General features: G+C 65.3%; 10 protein-coding genes and 2 tRNA genes. 6 read left to right on the forward strand and 6 right to left on the reverse strand.

Going from position 1 to position 15,411, the window contains the following annotated elements; genetic code table 11:
- From Q376_RS0108460 to sdhC, 6 genes are all read right to left on the reverse strand, one after another.
- Positions 1-1,004, reverse strand: a 1,004-nt coding sequence (locus Q376_RS0108460) for a biotin/lipoyl-containing protein (RefSeq protein ID WP_027349958.1), incomplete at its 3' end; no start/stop codon positions are given.
- A 141-nt stretch (positions 1,005-1,145) separates the two neighbouring features.
- On the reverse strand, positions 1,146-3,977 hold the full coding sequence (locus Q376_RS0108465; RefSeq protein WP_043446937.1) for a 2-oxoglutarate dehydrogenase E1 component: 2,832 nt from the start codon (positions 3,975-3,977) through the stop codon (positions 1,146-1,148).
- Positions 3,978-4,273: 296 nt separating this feature from the next.
- Positions 4,274-4,984 carry a succinate dehydrogenase iron-sulfur subunit gene (locus Q376_RS0108470; protein WP_027349960.1) on the reverse strand — a complete coding sequence of 237 codons (711 nt, stop codon included), beginning with the start codon at positions 4,982-4,984 and terminating at the stop codon, positions 4,274-4,276.
- A gap of 16 nt (positions 4,985-5,000) precedes the next feature.
- Complete coding sequence (gene sdhA, locus Q376_RS0108475; RefSeq protein ID WP_027349961.1) at positions 5,001-6,773, reverse strand: succinate dehydrogenase flavoprotein subunit; 1,773 nt, start codon at positions 6,771-6,773, stop codon at positions 5,001-5,003.
- Between the two features lie 4 nt (positions 6,774-6,777).
- Entirely contained in the window at positions 6,778-7,125 is a 348-nt protein-coding gene (gene sdhD / locus Q376_RS0108480) for a succinate dehydrogenase, hydrophobic membrane anchor protein (RefSeq protein ID WP_027349962.1), read from the reverse strand.
- Complete coding sequence (gene sdhC / locus Q376_RS0108485; protein WP_027349963.1) at positions 7,119-7,517, reverse strand: succinate dehydrogenase, cytochrome b556 subunit; 399 nt, start codon at positions 7,515-7,517, stop codon at positions 7,119-7,121. Before sdhC ends, sdhD begins: the two co-directional genes overlap by 7 nt.
- Positions 7,518-8,125: 608 nt before the next feature.
- Here sdhC and gltA point away from each other — a divergent pair.
- The 6 genes from gltA to cydC all read left to right on the forward strand — a co-directional run bounded on the left by gltA (position 8,126) and on the right by cydC (position 15,362).
- Positions 8,126-9,418 (forward strand): citrate synthase, encoded by a 1,293-nt coding sequence (gene gltA, locus Q376_RS0108495; protein ID WP_027349964.1) that lies wholly within the window; start codon positions 8,126-8,128, stop codon positions 9,416-9,418.
- 161 nt (positions 9,419-9,579) lie between these two features.
- The gene (gltX, locus tag Q376_RS0108500) at positions 9,580-11,064 is read left to right on the forward strand and encodes a glutamate--tRNA ligase (protein ID WP_027349965.1); all 1,485 of its coding nucleotides are present in this window, start codon (positions 9,580-9,582) and stop codon (positions 11,062-11,064) included.
- A gap of 97 nt (positions 11,065-11,161) precedes the next feature.
- Positions 11,162-11,237, forward strand: a tRNA-Ala gene (locus tag Q376_RS0108505).
- A gap of 8 nt (positions 11,238-11,245) precedes the next feature.
- Positions 11,246-11,321 (forward strand) — tRNA-Glu (locus Q376_RS0108510).
- A 449-nt stretch (positions 11,322-11,770) separates the two neighbouring features.
- Positions 11,771-13,597, forward strand: coding sequence for a thiol reductant ABC exporter subunit CydD (gene cydD / locus Q376_RS21925; protein WP_081803456.1), 1,827 nt, complete (start codon positions 11,771-11,773; stop codon positions 13,595-13,597).
- Positions 13,590-15,362: a thiol reductant ABC exporter subunit CydC gene (cydC, locus tag Q376_RS21930; RefSeq protein WP_052365081.1), complete on the forward strand. Its 1,773-nt coding sequence runs from the start codon at positions 13,590-13,592 to the stop codon at positions 15,360-15,362. Before cydD ends, cydC begins: the two co-directional genes overlap by 8 nt.
- The last annotated feature ends 49 nt before the right edge of the window (positions 15,363-15,411 follow it).

Raw genomic sequence — 15,411 nt, forward strand, 5'->3', positions numbered from 1 at the left:
ACGTCGCGGTACTGCGCGCGCAGCGCCATCACCGCGCTCATGTCCACCTCGTTGTAGGTGGTCAGCATCGCCGCGGTCTGCTGCGCCTGGACCAGGCGCTTGGCGATGGTCTGGCGCAGCCGGCTCATCGGCACGCGCTGCTCCGGACGTGCGCCCTCGAACACCGGCGCGGCAGGCGCCGCCGCGGGCTTGGCCGCCACAGGCGCAGCCCCCTTCTTCGCCGAGCCGGATTCCACCGCGGCGAGCACGTCCTGCTTCAGTACCACGCCGCTCTTGCCGCTGCCGTGGAGCTTCTCGATGTCGAGATCGTGCTCGGCGGCCAGCTTGCGCGCGGCCGGCGAGAGCCACTTGCTGCCGACCTGCTGGGCCTCGTCTTCCTCGGCCGCGGCCGGCTCGTCGCCGGCGGCCTGGGCGGGAGCCGCTGCCGCCCCGCCTTCTGAGAACAGTGCCAGCACCTCTTCCGAGGCGACCTGGGCGCCCTCCTCGACCTTGATCTCGCTGAGCGTGCCGTCGGCGGGAGCGACGACCTCGAGCACTACCTTGTCGGTTTCGATATCGACCAGCAGCTCGTCACGCTTGACCGGCTCTCCCGGCTTCTTGTGCCAGGTGGAGACGGTGCCCTCGGCGACCGACTCAGGGAACGAGGGTGCCTTAACCTCATGCACCTTGCCGCTCGCCGCGGGGGCGTCGACCGGCCGCTGCTGCGGCTCTTCGGTAGCGGTCTCGGTAACGGGCGCCGGCGGTGCACTGCTCTCGAGCTGCGCACCGGCCTCCCCGAGCACGCCGAGCACCTGTTCCGAATCGCAGGTTTCGCCTTCGTTGACCTTGATCTCGCTGAGTACGCCATCGCTCGGCGCGACGACTTCGAGTACCACTTTGTCGGTTTCGATCTCGACGATCAGTTCATCGCGCTTGACCGCATCGCCCGGCTGCTTGTGCCACGCGGCCACGGTGCCCTCGGCCACGGACTCGGGAAAGCTGGGCGCTTTGATATCGGTTGCCATGTAGGTTCCTTAAGTATCTCTTCTCTCGATAGCCGGCCTGTGGGGTGCCACCCATGACACGTGACGGTGCCGCGATGCGAAGGCGCCGTCCACCGGCGCAAGGCGGTGCGGTCATGCTGCCGCCCGCCTTGCGCCAGTGCTTCACGCCTTGAAGGCGTTCTCGACCAGCGACTTCTGCTGCTCGACGTGAACCGCCATGTATCCCGCCGCCGGAGCCGCTGAAGCGGCCCGTCCGGAGTAGCCGAGCCGCGCGCCCAGGCCGGGCCGGTGGGCCTCGACGACGCTTCTCAGATCGCTCTGGGTCGAGTACCAGGCACCTTGGTTGCGCGGCTCTTCCTGGCACCAGCAGACCGACTCCAGCTGCTCGAAGGGCGCCAAGGCCGCAGCCAGGCTCTCCTCCGGGAAAGGATAGAGCTGCTCGATGCGGATGATCGCCACGTCGTCGCGCCCCTGCTCCTCGCGATAGGTGGCAAGGTCGTAGTAGACCTTGCCGGAGCAGAGGATCACGTGCTTGACCGCGGAGGGATCGCGCTCCCCTTGGTCCTCGATGACCTGCTGGAAGCGCCCGGTCGCGAGCTCCTCCATGGTCGAGGTCGCATCCTTGTGGCGCAGCAGGCTCTTCGGCTGCATCACCACCAGCGGCTTGCGCAGCGGGCGCACCACCTGGCGGCGCAGCAGGTGGAACATCTGCGCCGGGGTGGTCGGCATCACCACCTGCATGTTCTGCTCAGCGCACATCTGCAGGAAGCGCTCGGGGCGTGCGGAGGAGTGCTCCGGCCCTTGGCCCTCGTAGCCATGCGGCAGCAGCAGGGTCAGACCGCAAAGACGTCCCCACTTGGTCTCGCCGGAGGAGATGAACTGGTCGATCACCACCTGGGCGCCGTTGGCGAAGTCGCCGAACTGCGCCTCCCAGGCGATCAGCGCATTGGGCGTGGTGGTGGCGTAGCCGTACTCGAATGCCAGCACCGCCTCCTCCGACAGGAAGGAGTCGTAGATCTCGAAGCTGGGCTGGCCTTCCTTGAGGTGCTGCAGCGGAATCCAGGTGCTGCCATCGGTCTGGCTATGGATCACCGCGTGGCGGTGGGAGAAGGTGCCGCGGCCGCTGTCCTGGCCGGTGATCCTGACCGGATGGCCCTGGTCGATCAGCGTGGCGTACGCCAGCGTCTCGGCGAAGCCCCAGTTGATCGGCGCCTGCCCGGTGATCATCTTGCGCCGGTCGTCGTAGATCTTGGCGACCTGGCGCTGGGTGCTGATGCGCTCGGGAATCAGGCACATCGCAGTGGCCAGTTCACCCAGGCGCTTGGCATCGAACGAGGTGTCGTAGTCGCCCGACCACTCGTGGCCCAGATAGGGCTTCCAGTCGACGAACAGCGATGGATTCGGCTGCTGGACCAGTGAGTTGACCACATGGCTGCCGCTGTCCAGGTGGCCTCGATAGTCGTCGATCAGCCCCTGCGCGTCGGCTTCGGAGATCACCCCGTCGTCGATCAGCCGGGCGGCATAGAGCTCGCGGGTGGTCTTGTGCTTCTTGATCTCGGCATACATCAGCGGCTGGGTGCCGGAAGGCTCATCCGCTTCGTTGTGTCCACGACGGCGGTAGCAGATCAGGTCGATCACTACGTCCTTGTGGAACTGCTGGCGATAGTCGATCGCCACCTGGGTGACGTGCTGCACCGCCTCCGGGTCGTCGCCGTTGACGTGGAAGATCGGCGCCTGGACCATCTTGGCGATGTCGGTGCAGTACTCGGTGGAGCGTGCATCGTCGGGGCGCGAGGTGGTGAAGCCGACCTGGTTGTTGATCACGATGTGCACGGTGCCGCCGGTCTTGAACGCCCGCGTCTGCGACATCTGGAAGGTTTCCATCACCACGCCCTGGCCGGCAAAGGCGGCGTCGCCATGCACCGCGATCGGCAGCACCTGGTCGCCGCTCAGGTCACCGCGCCGCTCCTGGCGGGCGCGCACCGATCCCTCCACCACCGGCGAGACGATCTCGAGGTGCGAGGGGTTGAAGGCGAGCGCGAGGTGGATCTCGCCCCCCGGGGTCATCACGTTGGAGCTGAAGCCCTGGTGGTACTTCACGTCGCCCGAGCCGCGCTCGATCATCTTCTTGCCGTCGAACTCGTCGATCAGCTCGGAGGGGCTCTTGCCGAGGATGTTGACCAGCAGGTTGAGGCGGCCGCGGTGGGCCATGCCGATCACCACTTCCTTGGTGCCGTAGCCACCGACACGCTGGATCATCTCGTCGAGCATGGGAATGAACGACTCGCCGCCCTCGAGGCCGAAGCGCTTGGTGCCCGGGTACTTGCTCGCCAGATAGTTCTCCAGCCCCTCGGCGGCCGAGAGCCGCTCGAGGATGTGCAGGCGCACGTCGGCGGAGTAGTTCGGCTTGCCGCGCACCGACTCGAAGCGCTGCTGCAGCCAGCGTTTCTCCTCGGTGTTGACGATGTGCATGAACTCGCAGCCGATCGAGCGGCAGTAGGTCTGCTCGAGCGCCTCGACGATCTCCGAGAGCTTGGCCTTGTCCTTGCCGATGAACAGCGAGCCGGTCTGGAACTCGGTGTCCATGTCCGCTTTCGACAGCTGGTGGAAGGAGAGATCGAGATCGGGCACCGACTCCGGCACCCGAAGGCCGAGCGGGTCGATGTCGGCGCGCTGGTGGCCGCGGAAGCGGTAGGCGTTGATCAGCTGGAGCACCCGCACCTGCTGCTTGCCTTCGTCGCTCTCGCTGCCCGCGGCGATCACGCGCTGACCCTGGCGGCCGAGCTGCTCGAACTGATTTCGTACCGGAGCGAGGGGGACGTCTTGGGCCGGGCTGCCCTCGTAGCTGGGAAGGGAATCGAAATACTCGCGCCATTCGGCGGGGATCGAGGCGGGGTCGGCGAGATACTGCTCGTAGAGCTCCTCGACGTAGTGAACGTTGCCCCCACTCATGTGGGAGGTGCGCCACATCAAATCCATTGTGCCTTCTTGCATATCTCATCACCCTACATTTTGAGGGGTGGATCCGCGTCACGGCGGGCAGGCCGCTGCGACGCCTCTCTCGAACAGCCTAGCATCGTGCCAGCCACGGGGTGTGATCCGTATCACGCGCCGATGCCAGTGCGTTTCACTACGAGCGAACCGGCAATTGCCCTTTATCCTGACGGGCGAAAACGGAACTCGCCATATGCCGCTTTGCCGCAGTCGGGTGTCGATCCGCTCGACACCTCGCTGCGGCAAATTGTCGCACTCGCCAACGACCCCCATGGTACCAAAGGTCACGCTGCGACTTAAGTGGCGTTGCTCATCAACATCTCGCGGATCTTGCCGATCGCCCGGGTGGGATTGAGCCCCTTCGGACATACGTTGACGCAGTTCATGATCCCACGGCAGCGGAACACGCTGAACGGATCGTCGAGACCGGCGAGACGCTCACTGGTCGCGTCGTCGCGGCTATCGGCGAGGAAGCGATAGGCCTGCAGCAGCCCGGCGGGACCGACGAACTTGTCCGGGTTCCACCAGAACGAGGGGCACGAGGTCGAGCAGCAGGCACAGAGGATGCACTCGTAGAGCCCATCGAGCTTGTCGCGCTCCTCCGGTGACTGCAGCCGCTCGATCGCAGGCGCTGGACCAGTGGTCTGCAGATAGGGCTGGATCCGCTCGTACTGGTGGTAGAACAGCGCCATGTCGACCACCAGGTCGCGAATCACCGGCAGGCCGGGCAGCGGCCGCAGCGTGAGCTTGCCGTTCTTGGTCACTTCGGAGACCGCGGTCACGCAGGTCAGCCCATTCTTGCCGTTCATGTTCAGCCCGTCGGAGCCGCACACGCCTTCGCGGCAGCTGCGCCGGAACGCGAGGCTCGGGTCCTGCTCCTGGATCAGCTGGATGACGTTGAGCACCATCAGGTCGCGCCCGTGGGTATCGACCTGGAAGTCCTGCATGTAGGGTTTGTCGTCCGTTTCCGGGTTGTAGCGATAAACCGATACGTTGAGCATTGACATCTGACTCGCCTCCCCCTCAGTAGGTCCGGATCTTGGGCTCGAAACGTTCGACCGTCTTCGGCGCGAAGTTGACCTCGCGCTGACCGAGTCTCTTCTCGGTCGGGAAGTAGACCGAATGCTTCAGCCAGTTCTCATCGTCGCGATCGGGATAGTCTTCGCGGGAGTGCGCGCCACGGCTCTCGCGGCGGTTGAGCGCGGCGATCGCGGTGGCTTCGGCGACCTCGAACAGGTTGTCCAGCTCGAGCGCTTCGACGCGCGCGGTGTTGAACACCTCGGACTTGTCGCTGAGATGCGCCTCGGCGATGCGCCCGCGCAGCTCGGCGAGCGCCTGGACGCCCTGCTGCATGGTCTCTTCCTTGCGAAACACGCCGAAGTTGTTCTGCATGATGGTCTGCAGCTCGCGCTTGAGCTCGGCGACCGACTCACCGCCGCTCGACTCGTTCCAGCGGCTCAGCCGCTTCATCGAAGTCTCGACGTCGGAATCGCTCGGCTCGAGGGCTTCGACCCCGTCGTTGAGCGCGTTCTCGATGTACATCCCCGCCGCGCGGCCGAACACCACCAGGTCGAGCAGCGAGTTGCCACCCAGGCGGTTGGCGCCGTGGACCGATACGCAGGCGGCTTCGCCGCAGGCGAACAGCCCGTTGATCACCCGGTCGTTGCCGTCCGCATCCACGGTCAGCGCCTGGCCGTGAACGTTGGTCGGGATGCCGCCCATCATGTAGTGGCAGGTCGGCGTGACCGGAACGGGCTCCTTGACCGGGTCGACGTGAGCGAAGGTCTTGGACAGCTCGACGATACCGGGCAGGCGCTTCATCAGCACGTCCTCGCCGAGGTGGTCGAGCTTGAGCAGCACGTGGTCGCCATTCGGACCGCAGCCGCGCCCTTCGAGCACTTCGAGCACCATCGAGCGAGCGACCACGTCCCGACCGGCAAGGTCCTTGGCGTTCGGCGCATAGCGCTCCATGAAGCGCTCGCCGTCTTTGTTGATCAGGTAGCCGCCCTCACCACGACAGCCTTCCGTGACCAGCACCCCGGCACCATGGATACCGGTCGGGTGGAACTGCCACATCTCGATGTCCTGGACCGGAAAGCCCGCGCGCAGCGCCATGCCGATGCCGTCGCCGGTATTGATCAGCGCGTTGGTGGTGGAGGCGTAGATACGGCCCGCGCCACCGGTCGCCAGCACCGTGGCCTTGGACTTGATCATCACGGTCTCGCCGGTCTCGATGCAGATCGCGATCACGCCGACCACGTCGTTCTTGGCATTCTTGACCAGATCCACCGCGTACCACTCGTCGAGGAACACGGTGTGGTTCTTCAGGTTGTTCTGGTACAGGGTGTGCAGCAGCGCATGGCCGGTACGGTCGGCCGCCGCGCAGGTGCGAGCCGCCTGGCCGCCCTTGCCGAAGTCCTTCGACTGCCCGCCGAACGGGCGCTGGTAGATGCGACCGTTGTCGAAGCGCGAGAACGGCAGGCCCATGTGCTCGAGCTCGAACACCGCCTTCGGCCCCTCCTGGCACATGTACTCGATCGCGTCCTGGTCGCCGATGTAGTCGGAGCCCTTGACGGTATCGTACATGTGCCAGCGCCAGTCATCGTTCGGGTCGGCGCTGGCGATCGCACAGGTGATCCCGCCCTGGGCGGACACGGTGTGGGAACGGGTGGGAAAGACCTTGGACAGTACCGCTGTATTCTTGCCCGACTTGGCCAGTTCAAGGGCCGCACGAAGGCCCGCTCCGCCGCCACCGATGATGATCGCGTCGAAATTCATGCTACGCATTTGTGCCATCGAATCAGGCTCCCCAGAGAACTTGTACGGACCACACCACGAAGACGAAAAGCGCCAGGATCACGAACGCCTGGAGCGCCAGGCGCAGATTGGTCCACTTGATGTAGTCGGTGACCACCGTCCACAGGCCGATCCAGGCGTGAGCCGCGATGGAGAGCAATGCGAGCAGGGTGAAGACGCGCATCGAGGTACGCTCGAAAAGCCCAGACCAGGTGAGGTAGTCAAGCTGGGGATGGAGCAACAGGTAGCCAACGATGAAGACGGTGTAGAGCGCCAGGATCACTGCGGAGGCGCGCTGGACCAGCCAGTCGGAGAGGCCGCTGCGCCCGAGGTTGGTGACGTTGGTTACCATACCCATACCCCCGCGAGCAGGATCAGCACGGCACTCGCGATGATCACGATCTTCGAGGTGCGGATGCCGCCCTCGCGGTCGTCGGCGAAGTGCAGGTCCATCGCCATGTGGCGGATGCCGGCGACGAAGTGCAGCGACAGCGCGGAGAGCAGACCCCAGGCGACCAGCTTGGCGAAGAAGTTGTGCGCCAGGGCATCACGCACCGCCTCGAAGCCGCGCTCGGAGGAGAGCGATGCATCGAAGGCCCAGAGCGCGAAGACGAGCCCAACGAACAGCATGACGCCGGTGATGCGGTGGGAGATCGAAACGAGGGCGGGGAGCGGCTGCTTTATCGTACTCAAGTCCAGGTTGACCGGACGCTTTGCAGTCTGTAGCGGCTTTTGGGTAGTCACGGTTTTCTTTCACTCTCTCGACCCGACCTGCGCATGACTGCGACGCCGGGGTTGGTTTTGGAAAGCCTTTTACGGAATCCGCATCCAACGCCCCCGTATCGCTGCGCCTAGCTTCGCCAACAAACGCTGAACGCCAGTGAAATAGGGAACCTGGCACGGCTCCTTTGTCTTGATTTAACGGGCAAAAATTATAGTCCCGAGAAAGCAAGATGACAAATTGACGCACTTTCGCGCACACTACCGCGGAGCTTGACAACACTCCGTGTACGCGACGCCGTATTCGCCATGCGCATCCTACGCCCGTGATGCCGACCGCGCCACCGCCCGAGCCGCCTTCCGGCCCCGAAAGCGGCGAGGTGGAACACGACGCCTGCGCAACGACGCATACGCGTTCGAAGCCTTGCGAGCGAGGCGGCCGGCCGGGCGCTAGACTTGCGTCACCAGGCGATGATCGATCGATGTGGAGTGGCACGATCGAACCGGCTGCGCTGCCAGCGGCGAGATGATCCGGGCACGGTCAGCGCGCAGCATCGACGCGACGCTCCCCGGCACCGGCATGGAAGACACTCCCTAACAAGGACCTAGCATCCGCAAAGAGGAGGCCTTGAATGGCTGACAAGAAGGCACGCTTGACCATCGATGGCTCGGACGAGTCCATCGAACTGCCGATCTACTCCGGCACCCTGGGCCCGGACGTCATCGATGTGCGCGCTCTGGGCGGCTCCGGCTACTTCACCTACGACCCGGGCTTCGTCTCTACCGCCTCCTGCAATTCAGAGATCACTTACATCGACGGCCAGAAAGGGGTGCTGCTGCACCGCGGCTATCCGATCGAGGAGCTGGCCCAGCATTCCAACTACCTGGAACTCAGTTTCCTGCTGCTCAACGGCCATCTGCCGAGCCCGCAGGAGTACGATGAATTCTCCAAGACGATTCGTTACCACACCATGGTCCACGAACAGTTGGTGAATTTCTTCAAAGGCTTTCGCCGCGACGCCCACCCGATGGCGGTGATGTGCGGCACCGTAGGCGCCCTCGCCGCCTTCTACCACGACAGCCTGGACATCACCGCGGAGCGCGACCGGCAGATCTCCGCGCATCGGCTGATCGCCAAGATGCCGACGCTGGCGGCGATGTGCCACAAGTACTGCATCGGCCAACCGTTCGTCTATCCACGCAACGACCTGAGCTTCGCCGAGAACTTCCTTTACATGATGTTCAGCACGCCGTGCGAGGAGTACGTGCCGAACCCGATCTTCGCCAAGGCGATGGACCGGATATTCATGCTCCATGCCGATCATGAACAGAACGCCTCCACCTCGACGGTGCGCCTGGTCGGCTCCACTGGCGCCAACCCGTTCGCCTGCATCAGCGCCGGGATCGCCGCGCTCTGGGGCCCCGCCCACGGCGGCGCCAACGAAGCGGTGCTGACCATGCTCGAGGAGATCGGCGACGACTCCGAGGAGAACATCCAGCGCTTCGTCGACCGCGCCAAGGACAAAGACGATCCGTTCCGGCTGATGGGCTTCGGCCACCGCGTCTATCGCAACTTCGACCCACGCGCCAAGGTGATGAAGGAGACCTGCGACGAGGTGCTCAGCGAGCTCGGCCTCGGCGACGATCCGCAGCTCAAGATCGCCAAGCGGCTCGAGCAGATCGCCCTGGAAGACGAATACTTCGTCGAGCGCAAGCTCTATCCCAACGTCGATTTCTACTCCGGGATCATCCTCCGCGCGATCGGCATCCCGACCAACATGTTCACGGTGATCTTCGCCATGGCCCGCACCATCGGCTGGGTTTCGCACTGGAACGAGATGATCGCCAACGGCACCAAGATCGGCCGTCCCCGCCAGCTCTACACCGGTCCCGAGCTGCGCCACTACCCGGCGAAACAGGACTGACCCCTTCACCGGCGCCGCACGGGCGCTGAGTGCAGAGCGCCGGCGAACCACGCCGGCGCCCAGACTTCCCTCCAGACATACCGCCGCAAAGCGATATACTATTCGCCGTTACCGCGGCACCCCCGCCGATACCGTCACCGTAAGACAAGGCGCACCCTGCAATGACCGTACGCACCCGCATCGCCCCCTCTCCCACCGGCGACCCCCACGTCGGCACCGCCTACGTGGCGCTGTTCAATCTCTGCTTCGCCAAGCAGCACGGGGGCGAATTCATCCTGCGCATCGAGGACACCGACCAGACCCGTTCGACCCGTGCCTCCGAACAGGTGATCTTCGATTCTCTGCACTGGCTCGGCATCGAGTGGAGCGAAGGACCCGACGTCGGCGGACCGCACGCGCCTTACCGCCAGAGCGAGCGCGGCGACATCTACGTCGAGCACGTCCAGCGCCTGCTCAACGCAGGCCACGCCTTCAAGTGCTACCGCACCACTGAAGAACTGGAAGCACTGCGTGAGGCGCGCCGCGCCGAAGGCAACTTCAGCGCCCTGAAGCAGGACGATCTCGCCCTGCCCAGCGACGAAGTCGCCCGCCGCGAGGCGAGGGGCGAGCCCTACGTGGTGCGGATGAAGGTGCCGAGCGAAGGGGTCTGCGTGGTCGAGGACCTGCTGCGTGGGCCGATCGAGCTCGATTGGACCCAGGTCGACGCCCAGATCCTGATGAAGTCGGACGGCATGCCGACCTATCACCTCGCCAATGTGGTCGATGACCACCTGATGGGCATCACCCACGTGCTGCGCGGCGAAGAGTGGATCAACTCCGCCTCCAAGCACAAGCTGCTCTACCAGTACTTCGGATGGGAAATGCCGGTGCTCTGCCACCTGCCGCTGCTGCGCAATCCGGACAAGACCAAGCTGTCGAAGCGCAAGAATCCGACGTCGATCAACTACTACCGCAAGATGGGCTATCTCCCCCAGGCGCTGCTCAACTACCTCGGCAGGATGGGCTGGTCGATGCCGGACGAGCGCGAGAAGTTCAGCCTCGAACAGATGCAGGCCCATTTCGACATCCAGCGCGTCTCGCTGGGCGGCCCGGTGTTCGATCTCGACAAGCTGACCTGGTTGAACGGCGTCTACCTGCGCGAGGATCTGAGCGACGAGCAGTTCATCCAGGCCATGCGCGAGTGGGCGTTCAACGATGACTACATCGCCAAGCTACTTCCCGAAGTCCGCCCCCGGGTGCAGACGCTCTCGGAGGTCATCCCCCTCGCCGGCCATTTCTTCTCCGGGGTGCCCAAGCTCGAGGCGGACGACTTCCAGGCGATCGCGATCGACCAGGAGCGCCAGGTCGCACTGCTGCAGTTCTTGGCCTGGCGGCTAGAAACGCTCGATGAGTGGAGCAAGGATGCGCTAATGGCCCAGGCCAGGACGCTTGCCGAGCACTTCGAGCTGAAAATGAAGGTGTTCCTCGCGCCGGTGTTCGTCGCCATAACCGGCAGCCTCACCTCCACCTCGGTGCTCGATGCGATGGCGATCATCGGCTCCGATCTGACCCGGGCGCGGCTGCGCAACGCGATCGAGGTGCTGGGAGGGGTGTCGAAGAAGCGGGCCAAAGCGTTGGAGAAGGAGTATCGCTCGATCACCCCCTGAGGGGTTGACGAGCCGCGGGGTGCTGCGTATCATGCGCCCCGTTCTCGAGCGACTCTCGTTCGAAACTCCTTTCTCGGTCGATAGTTAGTTCGACTCTGGGGCCTTAGCTCAGCTGGGAGAGCGCAACGCTGGCAGCGTTGAGGTCATCGGTTCGATCCCGATAGGCTCCACCATCCATTACGTCCCGTTCGTCTAGTGGTCCAGGACACCGCCCTTTCACGGCGGTAACAAGGGTTCGAACCCCTTACGGGACGCCATTTCCCGCCTAGTCGTCGCCTTGCGATGGTCATTTTTCGCCCTGAGCGGATTAACGGACCCTTGACTTTTCCACCGCGTCTTCACTGTTACTGTTTTTTTCCTCACGCATCGACGCGGCAGCAGCACGACCCCATTCCCTGGGAATATATTCTTAAAAATCAATATGTTATACGTGGTCAAAAAACAGACAATCTGTCTTCAGCCCTTGTCTTTCGGCGATTAGCGGGCTTCCAGGACAGCTTTTTCACAAGGTTATCCACAGAAAGTGTGGACAACGGCATCCGTCTTCGCGAATACAGCTTCGACGTCATTCGTCAAGCTTGGCGTCAGTCACCTTGGTCCAACGGGCTGACTGAAAAACGTCCCACCAGGGTGAGCGTGCGACAGTTGGTCGCCTGCTCTACATCACCGTGATCGCCTACCATGTCGGCGACGCATTGGAGTACCCATGGCCTCCGTTAACCCGAGTTCACCCGCCGCGCCCATCGGCTCGCCCTCTTCCGCCTCCCCCACGCCGGCACAATGGCTGCGGGCCAATGCTGCTCGCTCGGGCTACTGGCCCCGCGTGGCGATCCTGGCGGGAGCCTTGTCCACGCTGCTGCTGCTGGTCCAGGCCTGGGCGATCGCCACCATCGCCCAGCGAATGGTGATCGACGCGGCCGACTTCTCCACGCTGCTGGTGCCGCTGCTGGTGCTGCCCTGCGCTTTCATCGCCCGCGGCCTCTGCGCGCGGTTGAAGACCCTGGCCGGCACCCGAGCAGGCATCCTGGTACGCCAGTCGATCCGCGCCGAACTGCTCCAGCGCCTGGGCGAGCGCGGCCCGCTGTGGGCACGACGCCAGCACAGCGCGACGCTGGGCAACCGGATCTGGGACCAGGTCGACGCGCTGCACGGCTACTACGCAGACTACCGCCCACAGATGATGCTCTGTGCGCTGATTCCTCTGATCATCCTGGTCGCGGTGTTCCCGCTCAACTGGGCGGCCGGCATGATCCTGCTGATCACCGGTCCGATGATCCCGCTGAACATGGCGATGATCGGCTGGGGAGCGAAGAGCCTGCAGGAGGCTCAGTTCCGTGAAATGAATCGGCTCGGCCGCCATTTCCTCGACACTGTGCGCGGGCTGCCGACGCTCAAGCTCTTCGGCATCGGCCGCGCCCAGGCGGCCAGCGTCGAGCGGGTCTCGGAGGACTTCCGTCGCCGCACGATGAAGGTGCTGCGGCTCGCCTTCCTCTCCTCCACCGCGCTCGAATTCTTCGCCTCGGTATCGATCGCGCTGCTGGCGATCTACATCGGCTTCAGCTACCTCGGCCACTTCAGCTTCGGTACCTGGGATCATGGCCTGAGCCTGTTCATCGGGCTGTTCATCCTGGTGCTCGCACCCGAGTACTACCAGCCGCTACGCGACCTCGGCACCCACTATCACGCCAAGGCCGAGGCCGAGGCCGCGGCCGAGGACCTGATTTCGCTGCTCGCCCGGGACGCCGCCGACGGCGAGAATCCGCCCGCCCGCGGCTGGCGCCCGCCCGAGCGCCTTGGCCTGCGTCTGCACCAGGTAGTGGCACGCTATCCCGGCCAGCAGCGCCCGGCGCTCGATGGCCTCGATCTCGAACTCCGTCCCGGCGAGACGCTCGCGGTGATCGGGCCCAGCGGGGCCGGCAAGAGCACCCTGCTCAACGTGCTGCTCGGCTTTCTTCCGATCGAGTCGGGAAGCCTTGCGAGCGATGCCGGCGAGCCACTCGCCGACCTCGCCCGCGAGGAGTGGCAGCGGGGTCTTGGCTGGGTGGGTCAGCGCCCGGCACTGATCAAGGGCAGCCTCGCCGACAATCTGCGCCTGGCCGCGAACCGCGAGGTGGACGACGCCGCGCTCTGGGCGGCCCTCGAGCAGGCCCAGCTCGAGCCCTGGGCACGGGCGCTGCCCTGGGGACTCGATACCGCGATCGGCGAAGGTGGCCAGCCGGTCTCCGGCGGCCAGGCGCGGCGCATCGCGCTGGCCCGCGCGTTCCTGCGCGATGCGCCGCTCACCCTGCTCGACGAGCCGACCGCGAGCCTCGACGTCGAAAGCGAAGAGCTGGTGATCGACGCGCTCGACCGTCTGCGGCGAGGACGCACGCTGGTGATGCTCACCCACCGGCTGGAGCTGCTGCGCCTCGCCGACCGTATCCTGGTGCTCGAGAACGGCCGCGCCTCGGCGTGCGCCGATTTCGCCACCCTCAGCGCGCCGGACGGCCCGCTCGCCTACCTAGCGCAGCCAAGAGGGCTCCAGCATGTCTGAATCGCGCCCGTCCCCCACTCGCGGCACGCTGGCCGAACTCGCCCCCTATCTCGCCGAGATGCGCCCCCACCTGCTGCTGCTCGCCACTGGGCTTGCGCTCAACCTGGTCGCGGTCGCCTCGAGCATCGGGCTGATCGCGCTCTCGGGCTGGTTCCTCAGTGCTTCGGCCTTCGCCGGCCTGAGCGTGGCTACCGCCACCGTCTTCAACTACATGCTGCCTTCGGCAGGCGTGCGACTGTTCGCCACCACCCGCACCCTCGGACGCTACGGTGAGCGGGTCGCCACCCATGAAGGCACCCTGCGGCTGCTGTCGCGGCTGCGCCGCAAGGTGTACCTGGCGATCGAACCGCTCTCCCCGGCCGCCCTGCAGCGCATCGGCAGCAGCGAGCTGAGCACCCGGCTGACCGCCGACGTCGACGCCCTCGATGCCCTCTACGTCCGCGTCCTGGTGCCTTCGCTGGTAGCGGCGCTGGCGATCGTCGGCTGCGCGGTACTGGTCGGCGTTTTCGCGCCGATGATCGGTCTGTTCGTCGCCGTCGCCCTGTCGATCTCGGCACTGCTCGGCCCCTGGCTCGCCTGGCGACGTGGCAGCCGCCACGCCGACCGCTGGCAGCGCCTCGACACGAATCTCAGGGCACGCTTGCTCGAGCGCCTGGAGACCTTCGCCGAGCTGAGTCTCTATGGCCGCTGGGGAGCCGAGCGCGACGAGCTGTTAAGCCGCCAGCGCGAAAGGGACGACGAGCAGCTGACCCTTGCCCGCCGCTGGGGGGACGCGCAGCTGCTCTCGCAGCTGCTGCTGGGCGTGAGCGTCACCGGCGCCCTGGCGCTGGCGGCCTGGTGGTCGATTCACTACGGTCTGAATGCAAGCCTGGTAGCACTGATCGGCCTCGGCGTACTCGCCGCCTTCGAAGCGCTGATGATGCTGCCACAGGCTTGGCAAGAGCTCGGCAAGGTCAACCGCGCCGCCCGCCGGCTCAACCAGCTGAGCGAATCGGTACCGACGATAGATTTTCCCGACCATGATCTCGCCGAACCCAGCGACCAGCGCCTCAGCCTGCGCGGCGTCGAGCTCGCCTACGACGGCCACCCTGTCCTCCGGGGCGTGGACCTGGAACTCGCCGTTGGCGAGCACCTCGCCCTGATCGGCCCTTCCGGCGGCGGCAAGACCACGCTTTTCAACCTGCTCACCCGGTTCATCGACCCCGATGCGGGCAGCCTGCGGATCGGCGGCGTACCGCTCGCCTCGCTGAGCGAAGCGAGCCTGCGCAAACGCTTCGCCGTCGCTCCTCAGGAAGTGCAGATTTTCAGCGCCACCTATCGCGACAATCTGCGCCTCGGTGCCCGGGACATTGACGACAGGGCCTTGGTCGAGATGCTCGAGGCGCTCGGCCTCGGCGGCTGGCTGCGCGACCAGCCGGAGGGCCTCGACAGCTGGCCCGACGAGGGCGGAAGCTCGCTGTCGGGTGGCCAGCTGCGCCGTTTCGGTCTCGCCCGAGCGCTACTGAGCAAGGCACCGATCGTACTGCTCGACGAACCCACCGAAGGGCTCGACCGGGTCACCCAGGCGCAGGTGATGGCGCACGTCCATGCCTGCTGCCGGAATCGCTCGCTGATCGCGATCACCCATCGCCTGCAGGATCTCGATGCCTTCGACCGCTGCGTGATCGTCGATCAGGGCAGGATCATCGAAGCCGGTGCACCGCGTGCGCTGATGCTCGACCCGGATAGCCGCCTCAGCGCGCTGTACCGGGAGCTGCGGCTTTGAGTCGGTGCCGCGCGCGATGCGCGCGGCGACAATGGCAAGGAGCATCGAG

This window comes from Halotalea alkalilenta DSM 17697 (assembly GCF_000621205.1).
Taxonomy (GTDB): domain Bacteria; phylum Pseudomonadota; class Gammaproteobacteria; order Pseudomonadales; family Halomonadaceae; genus Halotalea; species Halotalea alkalilenta.

Bases quoted from the DNA above. Each gene is read 5' to 3' on its own strand.
- Q376_RS0108465 (WP_043446937.1), bottom strand. From the start codon at position 3,977: ATGCAAGAAGGCACAATGGATTTGATGTGGCGCACCTCCCACATGAGT.
- Q376_RS0108470 (WP_027349960.1), bottom strand. From the start codon at position 4,984: ATGTCAATGCTCAACGTATCGGTTTATCGCTACAACCCGGAAACGGAC.
- sdhA (WP_027349961.1), bottom strand. From the start codon at position 6,773: ATGGCACAAATGCGTAGCATGAATTTCGACGCGATCATCATCGGTGGC.
- sdhD (WP_027349962.1), bottom strand. From the start codon at position 7,125: ATGGTAACCAACGTCACCAACCTCGGGCGCAGCGGCCTCTCCGACTGG.
- gltA (WP_027349964.1), top strand. From the start codon at position 8,126: ATGGCTGACAAGAAGGCACGCTTGACCATCGATGGCTCGGACGAGTCC.
- gltX (WP_027349965.1), top strand. From the start codon at position 9,580: ATGACCGTACGCACCCGCATCGCCCCCTCTCCCACCGGCGACCCCCAC.
- cydD (WP_081803456.1), top strand. From the start codon at position 11,771: ATGGCCTCCGTTAACCCGAGTTCACCCGCCGCGCCCATCGGCTCGCCC.
- cydC (WP_052365081.1), top strand. From the start codon at position 13,590: ATGTCTGAATCGCGCCCGTCCCCCACTCGCGGCACGCTGGCCGAACTC.